Annotated in this window: 21 protein-coding genes; 7 read left to right on the forward strand and 14 right to left on the reverse strand. The window is 45.6% G+C overall.

Features of this window, described 5'->3' with window-relative positions; translation table 11 throughout:
- Positions 1 to 28: 28 nt before the first annotated feature.
- From SG35_RS31000 to SG35_RS31010, 3 genes are all read right to left on the reverse strand, one after another.
- Positions 29 to 463: an alpha/beta hydrolase gene (locus tag SG35_RS31000; protein WP_053042794.1), complete on the reverse strand. Its 435-nt coding sequence runs from the start codon at positions 461 to 463 to the stop codon at positions 29 to 31.
- A 391-nt stretch (positions 464 to 854) separates the two neighbouring features.
- Positions 855 to 2,429 (reverse strand): peptidoglycan-binding domain-containing protein, encoded by a 1,575-nt coding sequence (locus SG35_RS31005; RefSeq protein WP_044831028.1) that lies wholly within the window; start codon positions 2,427 to 2,429, stop codon positions 855 to 857.
- 31 nt (positions 2,430 to 2,460) lie between these two features.
- On the reverse strand, positions 2,461 to 2,820 hold the full coding sequence (locus SG35_RS31010; RefSeq protein ID WP_044831029.1) for a hypothetical protein: 360 nt from the start codon (positions 2,818 to 2,820) through the stop codon (positions 2,461 to 2,463).
- Between the two features lie 286 nt (positions 2,821 to 3,106).
- Between SG35_RS31010 and SG35_RS31015 the strand changes: the two genes are divergently transcribed.
- Positions 3,107 to 4,078 carry an MBL fold metallo-hydrolase gene (locus tag SG35_RS31015; protein ID WP_044831030.1) on the forward strand — a complete coding sequence of 324 codons (972 nt, stop codon included), beginning with the start codon at positions 3,107 to 3,109 and terminating at the stop codon, positions 4,076 to 4,078.
- 72 nt (positions 4,079 to 4,150) lie between these two features.
- Here SG35_RS31015 and SG35_RS31020 read toward each other — a convergent pair whose 3' ends face one another.
- Positions 4,151 to 4,663, reverse strand: coding sequence for a flavin-dependent monooxygenase (locus SG35_RS31020; protein ID WP_274055511.1), 513 nt, complete (start codon positions 4,661 to 4,663; stop codon positions 4,151 to 4,153).
- Between the two features lie 445 nt (positions 4,664 to 5,108).
- Between SG35_RS31020 and SG35_RS31025 the strand changes: the two genes are divergently transcribed.
- The gene (locus SG35_RS31025) at positions 5,109 to 5,576 is read left to right on the forward strand and encodes a GNAT family N-acetyltransferase (RefSeq protein WP_044831032.1); all 468 of its coding nucleotides are present in this window, start codon (positions 5,109 to 5,111) and stop codon (positions 5,574 to 5,576) included.
- Between the two features lie 54 nt (positions 5,577 to 5,630).
- On the opposite strand, the gene SG35_RS31030 is transcribed toward SG35_RS31025, so the two are convergent.
- The 4 genes from SG35_RS31030 to SG35_RS31045 all read right to left on the reverse strand — a co-directional run bounded on the left by SG35_RS31030 (position 5,631) and on the right by SG35_RS31045 (position 8,288).
- Positions 5,631 to 6,071, reverse strand: coding sequence for a GNAT family N-acetyltransferase (locus tag SG35_RS31030; RefSeq protein ID WP_044831033.1), 441 nt, complete (start codon positions 6,069 to 6,071; stop codon positions 5,631 to 5,633).
- Between the two features lie 9 nt (positions 6,072 to 6,080).
- Positions 6,081 to 6,527 (reverse strand): YtoQ family protein, encoded by a 447-nt coding sequence (locus tag SG35_RS31035; protein ID WP_044831034.1) that lies wholly within the window; start codon positions 6,525 to 6,527, stop codon positions 6,081 to 6,083.
- A gap of 281 nt (positions 6,528 to 6,808) precedes the next feature.
- The gene (gene glsB / locus SG35_RS31040) at positions 6,809 to 7,741 is read right to left on the reverse strand and encodes a glutaminase B (RefSeq protein ID WP_084692479.1); all 933 of its coding nucleotides are present in this window, start codon (positions 7,739 to 7,741) and stop codon (positions 6,809 to 6,811) included.
- A gap of 241 nt (positions 7,742 to 7,982) precedes the next feature.
- Entirely contained in the window at positions 7,983 to 8,288 is a 306-nt protein-coding gene (locus SG35_RS31045; RefSeq protein ID WP_044831035.1) for a hypothetical protein, read from the reverse strand.
- 343 nt (positions 8,289 to 8,631) lie between these two features.
- Here SG35_RS31045 and SG35_RS31050 point away from each other — a divergent pair, with 343 nt between their 5' ends.
- From SG35_RS31050 to SG35_RS31060, 3 genes are all read left to right on the forward strand, one after another.
- Positions 8,632 to 9,252, forward strand: coding sequence for a TetR/AcrR family transcriptional regulator (locus tag SG35_RS31050; protein ID WP_053042795.1), 621 nt, complete (start codon positions 8,632 to 8,634; stop codon positions 9,250 to 9,252).
- 58 nt (positions 9,253 to 9,310) lie between these two features.
- Positions 9,311 to 10,576: an NADH:flavin oxidoreductase/NADH oxidase family protein gene (locus SG35_RS31055; RefSeq protein ID WP_236702515.1), complete on the forward strand. Its 1,266-nt coding sequence runs from the start codon at positions 9,311 to 9,313 to the stop codon at positions 10,574 to 10,576.
- A gap of 185 nt (positions 10,577 to 10,761) precedes the next feature.
- Positions 10,762 to 11,283, forward strand: coding sequence for an aminoacyl-tRNA deacylase (locus SG35_RS31060; RefSeq protein ID WP_044831036.1), 522 nt, complete (start codon positions 10,762 to 10,764; stop codon positions 11,281 to 11,283).
- Between the two features lie 74 nt (positions 11,284 to 11,357).
- Here SG35_RS31060 and SG35_RS31065 read toward each other — a convergent pair whose 3' ends face one another.
- The 3 genes from SG35_RS31065 to SG35_RS31075 all read right to left on the reverse strand — a co-directional run bounded on the left by SG35_RS31065 (position 11,358) and on the right by SG35_RS31075 (position 13,364).
- Entirely contained in the window at positions 11,358 to 12,119 is a 762-nt protein-coding gene (locus SG35_RS31065) for an ABC transporter permease (RefSeq protein ID WP_044831037.1), read from the reverse strand.
- Positions 12,116 to 13,042, reverse strand: a complete 927-nt coding sequence (locus tag SG35_RS31070; RefSeq protein WP_044831038.1) for an ABC transporter ATP-binding protein — start codon at positions 13,040 to 13,042, stop codon at positions 12,116 to 12,118. Before SG35_RS31070 ends, SG35_RS31065 begins: the two co-directional genes overlap by 4 nt.
- A 196-nt stretch (positions 13,043 to 13,238) precedes the next feature.
- Complete coding sequence (locus SG35_RS31075; RefSeq protein WP_274055513.1) at positions 13,239 to 13,364, reverse strand: hypothetical protein; 126 nt, start codon at positions 13,362 to 13,364, stop codon at positions 13,239 to 13,241.
- Between the two features lie 226 nt (positions 13,365 to 13,590).
- Between SG35_RS31075 and SG35_RS31080 the strand changes: the two genes are divergently transcribed.
- Together SG35_RS31080 and SG35_RS31085 are read left to right on the forward strand one after the other, a co-directional pair.
- A complete protein-coding gene (locus tag SG35_RS31080) occupies positions 13,591 to 14,586 on the forward strand; it encodes an alpha/beta hydrolase family protein (RefSeq protein ID WP_044831039.1) in 996 nt (331 codons plus the stop codon).
- Between the two features lie 135 nt (positions 14,587 to 14,721).
- Entirely contained in the window at positions 14,722 to 16,635 is a 1,914-nt protein-coding gene (locus SG35_RS31085; protein WP_053042796.1) for an alpha/beta hydrolase family protein, read from the forward strand.
- A gap of 209 nt (positions 16,636 to 16,844) precedes the next feature.
- Here SG35_RS31085 and SG35_RS31090 read toward each other — a convergent pair whose 3' ends face one another.
- The 3 genes from SG35_RS31090 to SG35_RS31100 all read right to left on the reverse strand — a co-directional run bounded on the left by SG35_RS31090 (position 16,845) and on the right by SG35_RS31100 (position 21,704).
- Complete coding sequence (locus SG35_RS31090; RefSeq protein ID WP_044831040.1) at positions 16,845 to 17,474, reverse strand: hypothetical protein; 630 nt, start codon at positions 17,472 to 17,474, stop codon at positions 16,845 to 16,847.
- A gap of 212 nt (positions 17,475 to 17,686) precedes the next feature.
- Positions 17,687 to 20,035: an alkaline phosphatase D family protein gene (locus SG35_RS31095; RefSeq protein WP_053042797.1), complete on the reverse strand. Its 2,349-nt coding sequence runs from the start codon at positions 20,033 to 20,035 to the stop codon at positions 17,687 to 17,689.
- A gap of 64 nt (positions 20,036 to 20,099) precedes the next feature.
- Entirely contained in the window at positions 20,100 to 21,704 is a 1,605-nt protein-coding gene (locus SG35_RS31100) for an FGGY-family carbohydrate kinase (protein ID WP_044831041.1), read from the reverse strand.
- Positions 21,705 to 21,708: the final 4 nt, after the last annotated feature.

Raw genomic sequence — 21,708 nt, forward strand, 5'->3', positions numbered from 1 at the left:
TTGAAGATACCAGAGACACCAAGTGCGCTCATGAGGAATGTCCCATCAAGATAAAATTTTCTGGAGAGCCTCCCCATTTACGCACATTTTCTTGAGCAAAAAGTAAAGCTGCTGCTATATCTTTTGTTTGTTCAACCGGCCTGATTTCTGGCAGGGTGCGATAATTGGTAGAAATAAAGATAAAACCTCTTGTCACCCAGTGAGCGACTTTATTTTCAACATCTGCCCTGTCAGCCTTATCTCCTCCTTGCCAGGCACCACCATGTATCATAAAGATCACCGGAGCATCTTTTGCCTCGGCAGGCATATAAATATCCAGCGTCTGCTTTGCATCCTTGCCATAGGCAATATCAGACAACATTTTTATGCCGGAAGGCGGGGTATAATCATTTGCAGCGCTTTTTGCAAAAACAGAACAACTCATGGCAAGGGCCAGTAATCCAAGTAATAGTTTTGTGTACACCTGGTCTCTCCTTACGCTTAACTTAGTTTTTCATTTAAGCTTTTCGATTGTTTTGGGTCCAACTTTACAAAACTCTCCATTCTTTTTATCCAGGTCAGATAATCCATGGCAAATAAAAAGCATTGAGATTTACATAGCAATATCGTTGAACAAAAATGCCATGGACTGCTAGCCCGGTTTTCAGGCGGACAGTCTTAACCGGGGCTAATATAGATCTTCATTTAAGGGTTTAGCAGGCATGTTATGTAAAAATACGGGGCATAACATTATACAAATCTTTACATTGGTTTTTTCCGTGACCCGATATCGATTAAGGCAATCGTTATACACCAAGACAGCAGCAAAGGCGCACTGGTTTATCGCAGCTCTTTTTTGCCATCAAAACAGATGATCAGGATGAGGGAAGGAGTAATTGTAAATCCGGATCGAATGCCTGGCTAAGAATGTGCTTGTCTTGTTCATCAAAAAGCTCATTGATATTGATCAACGACTGGATCAACTTCCACCAGCCAATCGGGTTACTGAGGCGAAACAGCGACAGCGCCATTTCCATCGCCTTGGTAATAATTTCAAAAACCCGCAGAGCGGCGCGTGTCATCAGGCGTTTATGGGCCACGATACGGGAAAATAATGAAATGTCCTCCCGGGTCACCTGCTCACCGACAAACACTTTATAATCAAAATCCCGATCCCGCTGCATATGCAGCTGTTCATTCGAGCCGGGCACGGTTTTACACAGCAGAAATTCCAGCCCCTGTTCGAGCACATAAAATGCCCGTTGCAGATAAAACAGACCATTGCTGATCACCTGTTTCATGCCGCGGATGAGGTATTTTGCCGTTTCCAGAATATCGCTTAACAGATTTTTAATGGCATGCCAGATGCGTTTCAGGCCGTCAAAAATCCAGCTGAACCAGCCCACAGACTGCCATTGCTCGCTAATATGTTGGCTGTATTGCCGATCATTGGATTTTTCCCTGAGTTCCTGCGTGATTTGTTCTTTGCTGATACTCTGAGTGTTAACCGCCTCGACTCCCTGTGCGAGAAACTGCATGCTATAAATAAAGCGCTCGATATCACTCTTTTTTTCATTAAAATCAAGGGTGATGAGCCCTTTTTGCTCAAGATCCTTCCAAAAAACTTGGATAGCATCGTTAATGCCGCTGGTAAACCAGATGTGCTTTTTACTGGACATACGATGTTGTTTTCTTTTGAGAATACGGCTGCTTAATGCCGCATCCTTATAGCCGCTTAACCAGAGTTCGGCCCGTAATAAACCGCCAAAATAAGACAACATCGACTGATTGTTTACCTGCTGGTACTTTTTAGCAATTGCCCGGATATATTCGGGGGACAAGGAGCCGATATGCCTGGTTTGGCTGTCAATATCAAACAAATAGTCTAATAAGAAGGTTTGTTCATTGGTCTTGCCGACTTTTACCCCCAGGTGGCTCAAGAGTTGTCCGAATTTGGCCAGATCTTTTGAAAAGTCATCATTGTCTGCCTGTGCGCGCCGGCGATTGATGCCAAGCACCATTAACCTCAGGTTCACCGCCCGTCTTAAAAACATCGAGGGCTGTCCGGCCCGGTACCATTTTTCCAGCTCGGTTGGCTCTTCGAAAGTAAACAGCTGCTGCAATGCCTGCCAGGTGACTTCGCCGATCCAGCCGTCGGTTTTTAAGCCCGCTTCTTTTTGCAGTTGTTTAATAGCCTTCACCAGTTTGCCATTGCTGATGTCATCTGTGTCTTCCTCATCCAGATAACCCAGGCGGTAAAGGCGGGTACACAACAAGGGGCGAAATTGCGGCGACAGGGCTTTTTTATCTTTAGGCGCACCGGAAAATCCCGGGGTATCGAGTAAAATGCCCTGGTCTACCGCACTGCGGATACAGGATTGGTAGCTGGCAAGCTTATCAATGTTCAGGGATTGCTCTACGGCAAAGCGGATATCCAGAGTATCTGACATGGGCTGAAATTAAGTTATCTGCGGCTGGCTGTTATTTTTTGATGGCTTCAAAGATTAACTTGAACAAATCGGCTTTCATTTCCCGGGCGGTCTGCACCGCTTCATCATGGGCGGCTTTAATGTCCGGACGCAACTCTTCTGAGGAATCCCGGTATAAATTGGCATCGCCGTCTAAACTGTATTCCGAACTCATCACCAGCTTAATGCTGCTGTCTTTTTTGTCCGACTCTTCAAACAGCTTTTTAAAATCAATTTTTCCGCTGGCATCGTCTTTGAGCATACCGCGGATATCGCCGGTATAAGAATTGACGGTAGTCGTGGTAAAGTCTTGTACACCGTCGACAATTTTATCCATCAGGGTTTGTAGGCCTTTTTCACTGTTCTTTGGCATAAGGGGGCTCCTTTTCTTATAGTTATCCTGCCTGGTCAGTAACTTACGCTCAATATACTTAGATTGCAATGGCGGCGGGAAAATTACCGGCTTCCGGGAGAAAAAAGCTTAAGGGCTGCTACTTACCCGTGACTTTCTTTTATATCTGATTTTACACCGCAGTGCATAAGCAGCGAATGCATTTACATGGTAAGCTAGGTCGGCTGTAGTTGTGGCCAGAGCAAATCCGTCGCTCAGTGAGCCAGGCCAATATAGTAAGCAGGACATCAATTATTTAGGAGATTCTATGAGACGAATATTGCTGGCAGGCTTACTGCTTATCTCGTCAGGTTGCAGTTCCACCCAGACGCTCGATGCCAGAGTCAGTACCGCGGAGCCTGCCAGGGGGGGAGTATCATCACTGCAGCAAAAAAGCTGGTTGCACGGCTCTGGTGACTGTCAGGCAAATGCCGGACCGGCACTGGATATTTTCCATTACGATGCCTCAAGTTATATATTGCGGCAAAATAAATGTCTGAGTTTTGAAGCCCCTTTTATTTATGTCTTGTTCGGGGAAGAAAAAGTGCTGGTGCTCGATACCGGGGCCACGGAAAGTGCTTTGGAATTTCCCCTGTATGAAACCGTACAAACATTAATCCGGGAGCAGTCAGGAAATGCCGACCGGGAAGTATTGGTTATTCATTCCCATAGCCACGGCGATCACTATCGCGGAGATGGCCAGTTCGACGGCAAGGCGAATGTCACCCTGGTAAAGCCAAATTATCCGGCTTTGACTGAATTTTTTAATTTCAGCCACTGGCCCGACGGTGAAAAACAGATTGAGCTGGGAGGGCGGACTGTCACCGTCATACCAACACCGGGACATCAGGAGGAAGCCATCTCTGTTTACGATACCAAAACCCAATGGTTGCTTACCGGCGATACTTTCTATCCCGGCCTATTATATGTAAAACATTGGCAGGATTATAAAAAAAGCATCGCCCGCCTGGTTTCATTTAGCCAAGATCACAAGGTCAGTGCGGTGTTAGGCGCCCATATTGAAATGAAGAACAAGCCGGGGGAATATTATCCCATAGGCAGCCTTTATCAGCCGGATGAAGCCCCGCTCGCTTTACAGCCACAAGACTTAATGGCGTTACATGCGGCGCTTGAAAAATCGCCGGAGCCGACAAAGATCATCATGAATAAATTTGTTGTTGCCCCCATGAGCACCTGGCAAAAGGCCCTTAGTAATATCGTAAGATGGCTCACGCAATAGCAGGACAAAAGCAGTTGATGTTAAACCGCGGCTTTTGCCCGGGGTTGTTATCGTTTATTGGCCAGCTCGGTCTTAGTGGCAAGCTTTTCTCCAGCCAAAGACGTTTAAAGGGCCGAGCAGGCGAATAAGGGTATTGCGGATAAATCGCGGCAGGGACTTTTCCATTTTTTTTACGCTGGCTAAAGGCTTATCGGAATAGTTAATGATCCATTCTATCCGTGCCTGGTGCGTCTGTTTATATTGTGCCAGGGCCGGGTTGACAGCTTGCTCGCAGGGATTCTGCCAGACAAACGGCATCTTCAAGGCGGCAGCTCCTTGTTGTAACAGCGGTGAGCAGGCGTTGGCGGCATCGCCGGTAAAAACAAGGCGATCTTGATAAAAGCGGGCCCGGGTAACCGATTTTAACTCGCCGCAGATCACTTCAACCTCATCGAGGGATTGCAAAATTTTATTTACCGGGCCGCCGTAAGTAGAAAAGATAGTTTTCAGATCTTGTTTGGCATCGCCGCTTAAGGAATATGCGCCATTATCTTCATGGATATGGCCGTAGTAATATAACTCGTCTTCACTTAACGGATACGCCATAAACAAGTCGCTTTTACCCAACATATAAAGCGGCTGAAACTGGTGCTGCTCCATCCTGATAACAAAACGCCAGCCGGGTAATTGATGGCGGTAAAGGGTTTGTGTATCAGAAATCCTTCAACAGTTTTATCGGGAATTCTACTTTATTGATAAGGCCACTACAAAACAGCAATGAAAGTGGAATTTTAGTCATGGTAAAGAAATTATTTAATTCGGCCACTAAAAACATCTTTGCTGCTCTAGCGTGCGCCTCTGGCATGGCTCCACTGCCTTTATCCGAGAATAATCTTTTTCAGCCAGTGATGAACTTAGGCAAAGCTAACTAATGTTAATTTTGAAAAAGAAGTTTAGGCTGACACAAACATAATATATCTATTGTGCTTCTGGGAAAGGGTTCGTAATATTTGTAAATTGAATTTATAGCCAGTGCGATTAAAAGGTTTACATGACAGACAATATTACGATACGAAACGCGCTGGAGACAGATCGGACTTTTATTTTCGAACTTTCTCCACGCTTGGCTGAAGTGGCTGGTTTAACTTGGCATGCCGACAGTATTGTTCAAAAAATGCAGGACGATTATATCACTGAAATGCTTGGGCAAACATCAGTCCCCCGGGTAACCTTGATTGCAGAAAAAAACCAAGTACCTCTTGGCTTTGTCCATGCCCGTGCCCATAAGGACAGCATATCCGATGAAACCTGCGGCACGGTTCCTTTATTAGCCGTAGCGCCGGCAGCACAGGGCATGGGGGTAGGACAGTTGCTGATGCAGGCCGCAGAAGCCTGGGCTAAAAAGCAGGGTTATCGTTTGTTGCACCTGGAAGTTTTTGCCAGCAATGACAAGGCACGCGGCTTTTACCAAAATCTGGGATTTGAAGCTGAAACCCTGCATATGATCAAACCGCTTTGAATTGAAATAGCATAAATGCCATCTTTCCTAATCCAGGTATCAACAGGCCGCGCTTTAGTTAGTTTCCGGGATAAAACACAGGCTATATTCGCTTTCACTTTCTGACGCCACCGTAAACCCCAGCCTGCGGTATAAATGAATAGCCGGGTTCCCTTTAAGCACGCTGAGGGTAACAGCTTTACCCTCCCTGGTAGCCTGTGCTAAAAGATTATTGAGTATTTTCGCTCCCAGGCCTTTGCCCTGGTGCTCTGGCAGCAGTTGTACCTGAACAATCACCCAGCAGGATTTATCGCGATAATATTTGAGCAACCCCGCTGCTGTATTATCTATCAGTATCAGCTTAGCTGCGTCAAAGCGGTATAAAATGCGCGCCAGGTGAGACTGTTCATCTAGGGCCCCACCGGTATTTTGCAAATAGCTGTCCATGGTTTTTCTTCTTAAATCAAGGAGAAAGTCCAGATCTGCATCCTTTGCCGGGCGAAAGCCTATCTTCATTGTCAGCGGTTAAAACTCACTGTTAACAACATATTTCAACATTTCGATGACCTGCTCCGGGGTTTGTGTCCAGGCCATAGCCGAGGCGTCCACTTCCTTGAGCGGATGAATAATATCTTCATCATGCAAGGTGATATAGGGCTTGCCCAGGGCAGCACAATAACCGGCATCAAAGGCGGCATTCCATTGTTTGTATTTATTGCCAAAGCGCACCACGGCAATATCGCATTGCTCAATCAGGGTCTTGGTTCTGATATTGTTCACTTTCGCCGACTTATGATCGCGCCAGAAGTTGCTTTGCTCAGCTCCCAGCAGATCGCCGGCACTGTCGCTCGCCTCATGATCTGTCACCGCGGAAGTGAATTTAACCGGCAAGTTGTTCGCCTGACACCCCTGGATTAATTGTTGTCTCCAGTCGGTATGTATTTCACCTGAGAGGTACACTTTCCATTCCATCTTTATTTCCTGTTTTCCTGTGTAAGTACTTTATAATATTTGCAGTTTATAGTTTGCTTTATTCGGTCAAGCCAAAGGCCAGCTATTATACGGGCATGTTTTACTTTTACAAAACTGATGGGGTTAGTGTGCATTTCTCTCTGGAAATGTCGCATCCAAAACATGTTATAAAATGCAAAACGACCTCAGAGCAGAGTGCTTAGATACGTAAGCAGCTATTACAGAGCTTCACGATAAGAGGTCGTTTCACTTACCACGACGCCTTACTGTGGCGGATAAAGCTAATAGTAAATTGACAAACCTAACTCTTCTGTAATATCTGCCATCAGGTTCATGCCGACAACTGAATTACCATAATTGTTTAACGGCGGGCTCCAGGTACAAATAACACCATAACCCGGCACAATCGCAATAACACCGCCACCTACACCGCTTTTGGCAGGCAAACCTACAGAAAAGGCAAATTCTCCCGACTGATCATACATACCGCTAGTAGATAAGATGGCATTCACCTTATGCGCGTTTCGTGCAGTACAGATGGTCTCTTTTGTTCTGGGATCTATTCCTTTGTTGGCTAAAAAAAGTAAACTTTTTGCCAGTTGCTCGCAGCTCATGGATATTGAGCATTGGGTAAAATAGTGACTTAATACATCTGGTATTTCAGCTTCTATATTGCCAAAACTCTTCATTAAATAGGCTAATGCGGCATTAAGGTTACCATGCTTCAATTCTGACAGATAAACTTGGTTGTCTACGTATATATTATCATTCTCCGCCAGCTTTCGAACAAAAGATAAAAAGGCGAGTTTACTTGCCGAAAAATGACTTGTTAATATATCTGATACCAGTATGGCGCCGGCATTTATGACAGGATTTCGTGGGATCCCTTTTTCCCATTCCAGCTGAATGATGGAATTAAACGGTTGGCCAGAAGGCTCCATTCTTACTCGTTGCCATATGGAATCCCCGATTCGATTCATAGCCATGACCAAACCAAACACTTTTGAAATACTCTGGATTGAAAAAGGATGCTGATAATCACCCGCACCAAAAACCTGGCCATCAATGGTTGCCACTGATATGCCCATTAAGTCAGGTTTTACGCTTGCCAGCGCAGGTATATAGTCTGCCACTTTGCCTTGAAGAAAGTTATCGCGCTGTGCAAGCAGCAACTCCTGCAGCTTTTCTTGTAAATCAATAGTGTTTTTTCTCATTTAATCGTTTGGTATTTTACTGCTTAAGAGCTGCCTATTATGCACAATATAAATGAGTCGTATAGCGATAAAAATATACTTATCTAAATCAGGTAGATACCAGGTATATTCTCCCAAATGAACTTACTTTACCGATAACGTAAGCACACCGACCAAAGCGGCAAAACCACGTATTTAACGGTCAAGTCTCAAAGTAACGTTTAAAATATGTTTTGATAAAGACAGGAGTCGCCTGAAATTATCATAATCTTTTCGGTTGCCAGTCCCACCACTCATGCTCACCTTCTGTTCGCACTTCTTGCAGTCTATAGACCAGCCAATTTACATGAAGCATATTATTTTCATCACGCCAACATGCCTCTGTAGACGGCGGGATTACGGTAACAGTACTGTTGTCCTCTTCAGGCTGTATGGTGATCCCCCCTTGCGGATCAACCTTTAACACGCGGCCATTAAATTTATTCTCGTGCAGAATTGTAGACTTATCTGTATCTATGTATTGGATCTGAACGTAAATTTTTTCATTGAGTAGGTCATTTAAAGTCATCGTTACATGTCCTTATAATATTTTAAATTGACGCTGTAGCTATAAGCCCATACTGAGTTTTTGTGTCCGGTTAAGAAGCAATACCATAGCGGGCTACAATATTTCACCAAGTAAAAACAGCCAGCTGTCTTTTGTTCCGCTTGCATAACTTATATTAGGAGTATAAGCATTAAAGCTTTGATAGCGAATGCTGGCGGACAATAAGTTTGCGCAGCCAGAACTCAATATTTTTCCAATATCACGCAGACAGTAAAGGCAAGGGCAGAAGCCATTTTACTGATAAATTATCACGGTTCAGTGAAAAAACCTTTCATTTAAAGACGACCGGTCATATACTAACTCAATGCCTAGACCAAGACGCAGTGAATCAACCCGGGAAGCCTTAATAACGGCTGGTATCAACCAGCTGTCTATCTATGGCTATCACGGGACCGGAATAAAACAGGTCCTTGATGAAGTTAAGGTGCCTAAGGGATCCTTTTATAATTTTTTTGCCAGTAAAGAAGCCTTTGTCGCCGAACTGATCAAACAGTACAGTGACAATTTACTGGCCCAATTAGCGGATTATTTTCAACATCAAGCTAAGGCATTAACGCCGCTGGGTAAGTTGAAGGCCATTAATCATTTAAGCATGCAAAAGTTTGCCGATACTGAATTTCAAACCAGTTGCTTAATCGCCACGATTTCGGCCGATATCGATGCTGATAACCGCTTATGCCAACAGGCTTTGAATCAGGCGGTGGACGATTGCCTGGACGTTATCGCCAGCTTGTTTGAGCAAGCTCAGCAATGCCTGGAAGTACGCCGCGATATCCCCGCAAGACAGTTGGCACAACTTTACTGGTCTGCCTGGCAAGGCGCTTTATTAAGGACCAGGGTGATTAAAGACAAGCAAGAGGCACAGCAGTGCATGGATGTTTTGCTGAATACTTTATGTGGCAAGGCCTTATCAGAGCAAGCCTGATATTCAGGTTTAATTTTCAAGGCTTATTTTATAAGGCTTAACCGACAAGGAACAGAAGATGCAACAGCCCGTTATGAAAGAAAATATCGCACAACAAAAGCACGTAGCGCTTTCCACCCCTTTTACCCTTAAAAGTGGCCAGCGCATTAAAAACCGCCTCTTTAAATCAGCGATGAGCGAGCAGTTAGGCACACGGGAGCATAATCCCACTTCCGGCCTGACAACTTTATATAGCCGTTGGGCTGATGGCGGCATTGGTCTGTCTGTTACCGGCAATATCATGATTGACCGCACGGCGTTAGGAGAGCCGAAAAATGTTGTGCTCGATGAAAAATCAGATTTAACCTTATTTAAAAGCTGGGCCAGTGCCGGCAAAAAAAATGACAGCCAGATTTGGGCGCAACTTAACCATCCCGGCAAACAAATCCCCAACTTTATCTGTAAAGAGCCGGTGGCTCCTTCGGCAATCGCTCTAGCACGGGGCCTGGAAAAAGGCTTTAATAAACCCCGGGCGCTAAACGAAAGCGAAATTGGCAAGATTATTGAAAAATTTGCCTTAAGCGCAAGCTTAGCCAAAGAAGCCGGTTTTACCGGGGTGCAAATTCATGGTGCCCACGGTTACCTGGTGAGCCAATTCTTATCTTCAAGGCATAACCAGCGTCAGGATAAATGGGGTGGTAATCTGGAAAACCGTATGCGCTTTGTACTTGCGGTATATCAGGGGATACGTGAAAAAGTAGGGCCGGATTTTCCGGTGGGCATCAAATTAAATTCCGCCGACTTTATGGATGGCAGTTTTAGCGAAGAAGACTCGATAGAAGTGGTAAAAACCTTAAGTGAAGCCGGTATCGACCTGATTGAAATTTCCGGCGGCACCTATGAAAGCCCGTCGATGATGGGGCATAAGGTCAAAACCTCTACCTTGAAGCGGGAAGCCTATTTCCTCGATTATATTGAAAAAGTCAGGCACCTGGTGGATACGCCGCTGGTGTTGACCGGCGGTTTCCGCTCGGCAGCAGCAATGCAGGGGGCGCTGGATACCGGAGCGACCGATTTTATCGGCCTTGCCCGCACCACGGCCGTCGATCCGGATTTTCCGAATAAATTACTCGATAACCAGGAGCATAAACAAGAGTTAAAGGTATTGACCACTGGGGTTAAAGCGGTTGACAGTATGGCGATGCTTAATATTACCTGGTATGAGCAGCAACTGGCCCGTATGGCTAAAGGTAAGCAGCCCAAAGCCAATTTGAGCGAATGGAAAACCTTTTTTAAGGTGTTGCTCGGCGCGGGTATCTATTCCTTTAGAAAGCGCAGGGCATAAAGTGTCAGTGAAAAAGCCTTAATTTTAATCACCTTAGCCGTTACTTTGGCTGAGGTGATTTTGGGGATGAAAGCGCCCCTAAAATGCTCTGAAAAAGTTGGCTTTTTCCTGCGCCATTATACTGCTTGAAATGTGATCTTCCTGCTAAGCTTAGCGTGTATCCTGTTCTTTTTTAGGAGGCAATCATGGCCATTGCAATCACGCTGAAGGAATATTTGGATAAAAACAACACCCACTATGACTTCATCAACCACCGAACCACAGTAACCGCATTAGATTCATCCCGGGCAGCCCATCTCCCCGCCAAGCAAGTCAGCAAGGCGGTGATATTAGAAAACGACAACGGGGAGTATCTGATGGCTTCCCTGCCGGCAAATAGCCGCTTATCTTTAACCGAAGTTAATCATATTACCGGCCAGCATTATAAGCTGGTGAGTGAAGAAAAATTACTGGAATTATTCCCGGATTGTACCATAGGGGCCATACCGGCAATGGGCAATCCCTACCATATGAAAATGTTGGTTGATGACAGTTTATTAGCGGCGGAAGACGTGTATATAGAGTCAGGGGATCATCAAAACCTGCTGAAATTTGAGCATCATGAATACGCCAGTTTAGTGGCGAAAATGTCGCATGGCAATATCAGGGGAGCGAACCTTGGCGCCCCGAGAATCTGGGAAAGAACCGGTCGAGACTGGTCGATATAAAGTCGTATGACAAGCTGTTGACCTGCTTTACCAGGTGTTGTACCAATCCCGGTAAAGCACCTGGCCGTGTCGGGCTATTGCTTGATATGGTAGCCGGTTTTAAAGATCCACCACACGGTTAACAGACAAAGGGCCAAAAAGCCGCTGATCACCGCCAGGCTGATCATCACGCTGACATCGGCAATTTCATTAAAGCTCCAGCGAAAACCGCTGATCAAATAAAACACCGGATTAAACATAGTTACGGTTTGCCAAAACGGCGGCAGCATATTCACCGAATAAAAGGTGCCGCCAAGAAACACCAGCGGCGTGATCACCAGCAAGGGAATGATCTGCAGCTTTTCAAAATTATCCGCCCAGATCCCGATAATAAAGCCGAACAGACAAAAACTTATTGCGGTCATAAACAGAAACAGCAGCATCCACCAAGGGTGGGCGATTTCCAATGGTACAAACAAACCTGCGGTGGCCAGAATAAGGAAGCTCAGCAGGACAGACTTAGTGGCGGCAGCACCGACATAGCCGAGCAAAACTTCAAAATAAGAAACCGGGGCGGACAGCAATTCATAAATGGTGCCGGTAAACTTGGGAAAGTAGATACCAAAAGAGGCGTTGGCGATGCTCTGGGTTAACAGGGATAACATGATCAAGCCAGGCACGATAAAGGCGCCATAACTGACCCCGTCAATTTCTGTGATGCGCGAGCCTATCGCCGAGCCGAATACGATAAAATATAGCGAGGTGGAAATAACCGGCGACAGGATACTTTGAAAAATGGTGCGTTTCATACGGGCCATCTCGAACTTGTAGATGGCAGCAACGGCGTAACGGTTCATATGGACTCCTTCACTAGCGAGACAAAGATGTCTTCCAGAGAGCTTTGATCGGTTTTTAAATCTTTAAATTGAATACCCGCCTGCGACAAGTGTTGCATCAGGGAGGCAATGCCGGTGTGCTCCCGGGTGGCATCATAGGTATAAACCAGGTGCCTGCCGTTCTCCTTTAGGCAAAGTTCAAAAGTCTCCAGCTCCGGCGGCAGCTCTGTCAACGCTTGCTTTAATTCCAGCAGCAGTTGTTTTTTACCCAGTTTAGCCATCAGGGTGCTTTTTTCTTCCACCAGAATAAGCTGGCCGTTTTTAATAACCCCGATACGATCGGCAATAGCCTCGGCTTCTTCAATATAATGCGTGGTTAAGATGATGGTGACACCGTTTTTGCGCAGTTGCTCCACTAACTGCCACATATCCTGGCGCAATTCAACGTCGACACCTGCGGTGGGCTCGTCCAGAAACAAAATGCGCGGCTCATGGGACAGGGCTTTGGCAATCAATACCCGGCGTTTCATGCCGCCGGACAGTTCCATCATTTTATTGTCTTTTTTCTCCCACAAAGACAAGTCCTTGAGGATTTTTTCTATATATCCGGGGTCTGGTTTTTTACCGAATAAGCCGCGGCTAAAAGAGACGGTATCCCAGACGGTTTCAAAAGCGTCGGTGGTCAGCTCTTGCGGTACCAGGCCGATCATTTCCCGGGTGTGGCGGTAGCCGGAGATAATGTCTTTTCCGTCCACGGTAATAGTGCCTGAGCTTGGATCGATAATGCCGCAAATGGTGCTGATCAAGGTGGTTTTCCCTGCGCCATTGGGACCGAGCAGCGCCAGGATCTCTGCCTGCTCTATGGTCAGGCTGATATTATCCAGCGCCTGAAAACCGCCTTTATAAATCTTATTCAGCTTGGTAACTTGAATGATAGGTTGCAAAATTTCGCTTCCATTTTCAAATAGATAACTACTAAGTTATACGATTTTCCCTGTGAATAGCCAGCTAATTGATGAAACTATCTTTTATTTTCTCTGCTAAGAGTTACTTAATCCCGGCGTCAAAGTGCGCAGGTTTTGCTGTTCAGAAAGACAATAAAGTGGGAGTGCCAGCTTTTGGTTGGCGCATGCTTTTTGATTAACTGGCTGATCCTGCTGCTATTTCCCGGCCCCATTCATTAGGACTGCAATAGGTGTAACCCGGGATAAAATTGTCATTTTCTTCGGTAAAGGCAAAGACCCGATCGCCAACCTTCTCTTTCACCGCGTTATAACGGGCCGCCTGGGGGGAACCGAGGAAAAGTTGGCTCTTCCCGCTTTTCAGCAGGCTTTTTTCTCTTTTAATAATTTACTTAACGGGACAGGCTCATGCTTACCCGTAACCTGTAAAACGCTAACCGCCCCCCTCAAGCTGGCAATTTGATTTAACAATGTTTCTTACGGTAAAGTAAGAGGTTATTGCTTATTATCATGATCCGAAGGACTCAACCATGAAGCTTTACAACATCATTTGTTGTTCAATACTCTTATTACTTATTCCCCAAGTAAATGCCGAAACCGGATCACTGATGCGGGGCGCCAAATCTTGTTTTAGCGGCCCTTTTGAAAGCCATGAAAAGTGGCTGAACCTGCTTGGCCAAAAGAAGAAAAAATTCAACCGGGAAATGTTTGCAAAACGCTTTCCCAAGGAAAAATTTGATACTTTAAAAAATAACCTCGAATGTAAGGACTTTGTCTATAAAGTTGACGGCCACCTTATCGAAGGGTATTACCTGAAACCTAAAAAACCGGGCAATAAAAAGCTTCCCGTTGTTATTTATAACCGGGGAGGAAATGGCCCGTTTGGTTATGTGGTCTTCGGCAAAAAATTAGGCTTGATTGCCGAGCTTGCCATGAACGGCTTTGTTGTTATTGGCAGTCAATATCGCGGCGGCAGTGCTAAGCGCATCAATAACAATGGCCGGGACGAATTTGGCGGTGCAGATGTTAATGATGTGATTAAATTACTGGACGTTGCCAAAGAGATCCCCGAAGCCGATACCTCTCAGGTAGGCATGGTTGGCTGGAGCAGGGGGGCGATGCAATCCTATATAGCTTCTCAGTCAATGCCAGCTTTAAAAACCATAGTGGCTATTGCCGGAAACAGTGACGCCGAAAAGGCCTTGCAATGGCGACCGCAAATGGAAAAAGTCTATCATGGCAGGATCCCGGGATTTAAAGAAAACAGACAAGCGGAACTTACACAAAGATCCGTGAGTAAATGGATAAACAAGCTGCCGGCAAAAATCCCGCTGCTGTTGATCCACGGCGATCTAGACAAGAGGGTCAATGTTGAACAGTCAAAGTCTCTGGCAATGATATTGGAAAAAGAACAACATCCCCATAAGTTAATAATCTATCCAGGGGATAATCACGGGCTTAGAAAGCATCACAGCGAATTAAAAACGGAAGTTGCTGCCTGGTTGAAAAAACATTTATCCAGTTAAATACTCGAATCTTTTAACAGACAACTCTAAATAAGAGGGTGCTGACTAAGCATAATTGACATAAGCAGAGTTACTTTTAGTTCAGGCAGATATATTGATATAATTGCCAGCAAGTAATGTTTAATGGTTTAATTAATGCGCACCCTTTTTTTTCTCATCATATTATTGATGAATCCTGCTTACCTCTATGCTCAATCACAACAACTACCACTGGAAGCATATGGCAAACTAGCCAATAAAAGTATGATGGTTATCTCTCCAAATGCTCAGCGAATGGCCTATAGAGATACCTCCAATAACCGAGACCTGATGATCGTCATCGATTTGAAAACGAAGTCACTATTGACGGCAATTGATGCATCTAAGGTTAATCCTGACAATGTTTACTTCATTGATAATGAAAGACTTATCTTTGTAGTTTCGGATAATAAACACCTTTGGGGGTATAGTGGACGACATGATATCAGTATGGCTTTTGCCTATAACTTAACATCAAATGAAATGCACCAACTGTTGATCCCTGGTTATGGTATACATGATGGCCAGACCCAATTGGGGAAGGTGATCGGCATTTCCGCTGATAAAAAATACGCCTATATGCCGGCTTATAAAAGTGTTGGCTCATATAACTTGTATAAAGTTAATTTAGAGCGTAAAAAAAAACCTAGGTTATACAGGCGCGGAACTGCTGACACGATAGACTTTTTCTTAAATGAAAATAATGAAGTCATTGCCCGTGAACGCTATAACAATAAGAAAGATTTGCACAGGGTTGAGGCCCTGATTAACGATAAGTGGAAAGAAATATTTCGGGAAGAAACCGCTTATCCGACAAAAACATTCAGTGGCGTAACACCTGATCGCAAAAGTTTAGTCATGATAAGTCAAGACAAAGAGCATGGCCGATGGGCTTATTACACTATGTCTCTGGCTGATGGTAAAATTTCAGGGCCAATATTTAGTCACAAAGACAAAGATGTTGAACATGTGTTGACAGATATTAAACGCGTTGTCCATGGCGTACAATATTCTGGTTTTACACCGAGTTATGAGTTTTTTGACGAAACTTTGAATGCTCGTATGCGTGGTCTTAAAAAAGTCTTACCAAACAATACTTTTAAAATAACTGACCACACACCTGACTGGCAAAGCATGGTGTTTTATATGGATGGCGAACTCAGTTCCGGTGATTATGTGTTATATCAAAACGGAGCTCTGGGGAAGTTAGCGGCGGCACGCCCAGAGATCCCGGGACAAGCTGTTCATCCGGTAACAGAGTATCAATTTAAAGCAAGAGATGGCTTAACGATACCAACACTGATCACCAGCCCCTTAGGCACAACGGCTAAAAGTCTTCCCGCTATTATGCTACCCCATGGCGGACCTGAGTCTTACGATAAACTCGGCTTTGACTGGATGACACAGTACTTTGCAAGTCAAGGTTATTTGGTCATTCAACCACAATTTAGGGGGTCTAAGGGCTTTGGTCCAGATCACTTGTTAAGTGGCAGGGGAGAATGGGGCCGTAAAATGCAAGATGACTTAACGGATGCCGTAAATCACCTGGCGGATAAAGGGTTGATAGATAAAAATCGCGTTTGTATCGTTGGCGCCAGTTATGGTGGCTATGCTGCATTAGCAGGAGCCACATTTACTCCCGATTTATATAAATGTGTCGTTGCTATTAATGGCGTGTCTGATGTGGAACGGATGTTAAGAACCGAAAAGCGCAATTATGGCAAAAACCATTGGGTGGTATCCTATTGGCAAGATGTAATATCAAAAGGAAATGTCGAAGAAGATCACTTGGAAAAGATATCTCCGATCAATCATATTGAAAAAGTCAAAGCACCTGTATTATTAATTCATGGTGAATTGGATCAAACGGTACCAGTAACACAATCTGAAGATATGTTTGATGAACTCGATGCCGCTGACAAAAATGTGACTTTTATAGAGCTGGAAGAGGGGGATCATAATTTGAGCAAAGGAAAGAACCGGCTCAAGGCATTAAAAGCTATCGATAAATTTATCAAACAACACATTTGAGTCAGCTGATGACTCTCCTTGCTTTTCTGGATTGTGATGTTTGTATATTAATCACCCCGTTGACCCGTGATTAAAAGGGGCTAACGGGGTACTCATCAATGAGAAAAACAGATCAGCTACGGCTTTGAATCTCGAAACTGAACATAATGTGTTGTAAAGTCGCTATATCAAGTGCAATTTAAGCAGTAGCTGGGTTCTCAACTTTTTATTTAGAAAGGTGAGCCAAAAAATAAGTCCATATTTATTTGTTGAATTTCATTACCTAAGTCCGGTTGCAGCTCAATTCTCATCACTTTGCATTGACCATCATATACACCTTGCTTGTCGACTCTCAAACGCACATCTCTATATTTATTTGTCATTTCGCCATAGTCAGCCAGAAGCTCATTTCTGTTGTCTGAATCAACTCCTACGGCCATATCACTACAAGTAACAGTCATGTCGACACCGTAGTAAAAGTTTTTTCCGGGTACAATGACATGCGGATATTCAGGTGGAATACTGATATAACAAAATTCAAAAAGAGTTTGTTCACGATAGTCTATTGCCCCGCCAGGCATGTAATGTGGACATAAGCGAATGTCTGGCTGATAACCATTACCCCAAACATCCACATCCAGGTCGAATAAAAGAGCTTGTCCCTCATCACCTCTAACTTGAAATTCAGCCACATAAGTATCTTTGGTAATGGGGCCGTATTCCCAGGAACGACCGGGGATTAGAGTAAAATCTGATTCGGTAAAGGTATAACGGTCACCAAAAAAAACAGTTGTATCACCCGCAGTTGCAGTGACGGAAAACAGACTAAAGATTAGCGGTAAATAGCTTAACAATTTCATTGAACTTCCTTATTTAGTTATGTGTGTTTCTCACAACAAAATTGTAACATTAATGTTGCAATTTTAATACTTAAAAGTAAATTCGTTATGGGTGGAACACGCAAGGTAGAACAATTGAGTGATGATAAAATACCGGAGGTGGGGGTGTTGATACCCATTAAGGCTCAGGAAGCAGGAGCTAATGGAGTATCAACAAAAGTTAAAAGTTAATACTACAGCTCTTCCAATTCACCATTGGCCACCCTGAATTTATGCTGGTGTACCAGAGCCAGGAAATCTTCCGGGTTGTTATAGTAGCTGCGCTCAACAATCCCGGCATTCTTCAACTTACTGTTAACATTATGGAAACTCACCAGCATCTCATCGGCGCTTACTTCAACAATGGCAACACCATGCTCCCACATACGTGAAAACACCAGGTCGTCGCTGATATCATCGCGCTTGGTGGCACTTTCAGCCAAAGTGTCAAAATACACCGGCAAACTTGACAGCGCCGGGCTGACTTCGCCGGTTTGCGCCAACACCTGGTTCATACCATATTCCAAAAACGAACCAAATGTACCGGACGATACCGAAGAGGTAGTAAAGTTAAACGACTTATTGCCGGTCACACTGCTGGCTTTGTGCTCGGTTACGTAACAGCTGTGCACATCGCCGCCTAAACTTATCACGCCAAACTGACTGAGCACATCTTCAACAAAGGTCGATTTATACTGCGGGAAGCCGTCCCACTGATCTGCTTCCAGGTAAAAGCGCTGCTTTAACGCTGCCGGTACTATATCTGAATCCAGCACCCCTTCAATCAGGGTGCCCGAGTCGGCGCGGCTGGCGGATAGATCAAATATTAACGGCGTAAAGGAGACCGAGCTGCCGAGCATTTTCCAGGTGCTACTTGATGTGGCAAAAGTTTGCCTGAGCCAGTCCGTCTGCGCATCATCAAAGCCACCCTGTACCGAGGTTCCCTGTAGCTGAGCAATATTTTCTTTGTAACCGGCATAGATATCATAAGTGTCTTTGATCACAAAATAACGGCTGCCGAGGTAATTAAATAACGAGGTTTTACCTAAGGTATAAAACGCTATCCCTTGCTCGACACCGGTTTCAGGCAGGGCTGGTAATTGTTGAATGGCATGCTCCGCCGGTAGACTTTCCTGGGCGCCGGCTAATACCTGGTTCAAATAACTGGTGGCCAATTTGCCTTGCACCACAGTAACAGCTCTTTGCTGTCCCTGGGCCAGGGCATCGGCTTGCGTAATATCGATTCTGGCCATGAGTTCCTGCATATATAAGCCGGTAAAGACCTCGACAAAAGCAGCTTTGTAGGGAGCGTAAGCGGCATCATCGATATCGACATAAGGAGACATTTGTGCAACTACGCCATCCACCATGGCCTGCGGCATGCCACTTGCCAGTAAAAAACTGCTCAGGCTGGCCTGATCCATTTCAACGCCGCCGGGAAAAGCATCTTCGGGAATGATATGATCCGGGCGGTTGGTGCGAAAGTCGGTCATCGCCAGGTGCAGGTGTTTGCCGAAATGGAAATCACGGTAAATACGGGTATTAGGGTATAAATGGCTGTCGTCGATACCAAGCAAACCGGCCGGCAGGTCATCAGCAAGATGCGGCTGCTGATGATCGATCGGCATATATTCAAAATAGGCGATTTCGGAATTTTTCCTGCGCTGGGTTTGCTGTTCATCAGCGGCGCCGTCTAAATAAGTGGCGTGATCGCCCCAGCTGTCATCGGAAAATTCGTGATCGTCCCAGATGGCGATCATCGGAAAACGCTCATGTACTTTTTGCAGCAATTCATCGGTGCGGTAGGTTTTATAGAGCTGGCGGTAATTATCCAAACTGTTGGCCGCCTGGGTCGCGCTTTCCCCCACGCCGACGGTTAAGACACCTTCCTGATCGGTAAAGGTAATGCTGCGCTCGCTACCGGTATTCTGGAACAGGGCATCGCCTGTGGTCTCATAAATATAATCGCCAAGATGGATGATAAAATCGAGATCATCGTTATCCAGAATCGATAAATAATTGTTGTAATAACGGCCGATATAATCCTGACAGGACACATAGGCAAACTTAACATTAGTATCGGCGTCTATTGCCGGTGCGGTTTTAGTTCTGCCGGTGCGGCTGGCGTAGTTGCTGCTGCCGCTTTGGTAGATAAAGCGGTAGTAATAATGCTGGCCGGGTTTAAGCTCGGTAACACGAATTTTCAGACAGTGATCTGAGCTTGCCAGGGCGTCGAAGTTTTCTTCTACCACCAAAGTGTTGAAGGCTTCATCTGTGGCTACCTGCAGCATTAAGGGGATGTCTGCTTCAGTGCCTGTATCTATCCGGGTCCATAAAATCACAGAGTCAGGTCTGGGATCGCCGGATACCACAGATTGCGGAAAGTACTCGCTGCCATCTAGGATGCTTGGCGTAACCGGGGCGGGATCGGTTTCAGATTTATTGGCACTGCTTGAGCCGCCACAGCCCACCAGGCTTGAACTGACCACAGCACCGGCGCTGATCACCAGGGTTTTGATAAATTTTCGACGGTTATAAACCATAATATTTTCCTTCCTGCCTGTTGTTATATTTGTTTGAGTTATTGTTATAAATTGGCTGCCGAAATTATTCGGGATAGCCGGTTATTTTCTTAATTTGTTGATAAATAGTTTTTAATTGCCGGTACATTTTCCGGTAAACCTGACGGTATAACTTGTTATATAAAGCCACATCTTGCTTGTTTGGGGTAAAGGTTTGCTCTATGCGGGTCATCGCGGCTATCGCCTGTTGGTAATCGCTAAAATAACCACAACCGACGGCGGCATTGATGGCGGCGCCCAATCCCGATGTTTCATAGGTATGGGGGCGGCAGGCGGGCAGGTTAAAAATATCAGCCGTAAGCTGCATCGCGGCGTCCGATTGCGAGCCGCCGCCGGAGACCATCAAGCGGGTGATTTTTTTACCCTGGCGCTTTTCCAGGGTTTCCTTGCCTTCCCTTAACGCATAAGCCAGGCCTTCGAGGATAGAGCGGTAAATGTGGGCCCGGGTATGGACGTCGCCAAAGCCGATAATGGCGCCTTTGGCTTCGAGGTTTTTAAGGCCCGGCGACCAGTAGGGCTGCAACATCAAGCCCATAGATCCCGGCGGTACCTGGCCCACCAGCTCATCAAATAAACTTTCCGGACTGACGCCAAGCTCTTTTGCCCGCTCCATTTCCCTGAGGCCAAATTCCTGCTTAAACCAGTTCACCATCCAGAAACCGCGGTAGATCATCACTTCGCTGTTATATTGCTTTGGGATCGCCGAAGTGTAAGGGGGAATAAAAGGCTGGGGCTCAACATAGCGGGCGTTATTGGTATTGATGGTGGCGGTGGTGCCATAGCTTAAACTGGCGGTTTCCGGGGAAATACAGCCTGATCCCAGTACTTCGCAGGCTTTGTCCGAAGCGGAGGCGATAAGTTTAGTACCAACTTTTATACCGGTAAATTCAGCGGCCTGTTCGGTAATTTCCCCTAATATTTCCCCCGGTTTGACCAGCTCAGATAACATGCTCTCTTTCACCGGCAGCGCATGCCATTTCCAGTCGCTCCCGCTGGCCCAGCGCTGCTTTTTATAATCAAAAGGCAAATAAGCGACGATGCTGCCAACCGAGTCTTTAAAATTTCCGGTCAGGCGATAAGTGAGATAGCCGGACAGTAATAAAAACTTATCGGTATTTTGCCAGATCTCCGGCTGGTTTTGCGCCAGCCAGTTGGCCTGGGCTTTGCGGCGGAAATAATCGATCACCTGGGTCTGTCGGATACAGGAAAAAATCAGACGCCAGTACCAGGGCATCTGCTCTTTAATCTCTGCCAGGCGCTGATCCAGCCACAAAATCGCGGGCCGCAGCGGCTGGCCATTTTTATCGAGATTGATCACGGTTCCCCGCTGGGTAGTGACCGTCACCGCAACTACTTTTTCCCGCAGGTTTTGCTCAATAACATCTTGCTGCTGCCAAAGGGCCTGGCAGGCTTTGCCCAGCATTTGCCAGAAATAGTCCGGCTCCTGCTCCGCCCATCCGGGGTTTCTGGAAAAATAGGCTTGAAGTTCAATCCGGCTTTTTGCCACCAGGTTACCTTTAAGATCAAACAGCAAGGCCCGGATACTCTGGGTGCCGTTATCCAGGGTTAAGATGAGTTTTTCCTGCTCGGGAATACTGATTGCTGGCTGATGAGAAGTGTTATCTGTCATTACT

It is taken from the genome of Thalassomonas actiniarum (assembly GCF_000948975.2).
Classification (GTDB): Bacteria; Pseudomonadota; Gammaproteobacteria; order Enterobacterales; family Alteromonadaceae; genus Thalassomonas; species Thalassomonas actiniarum.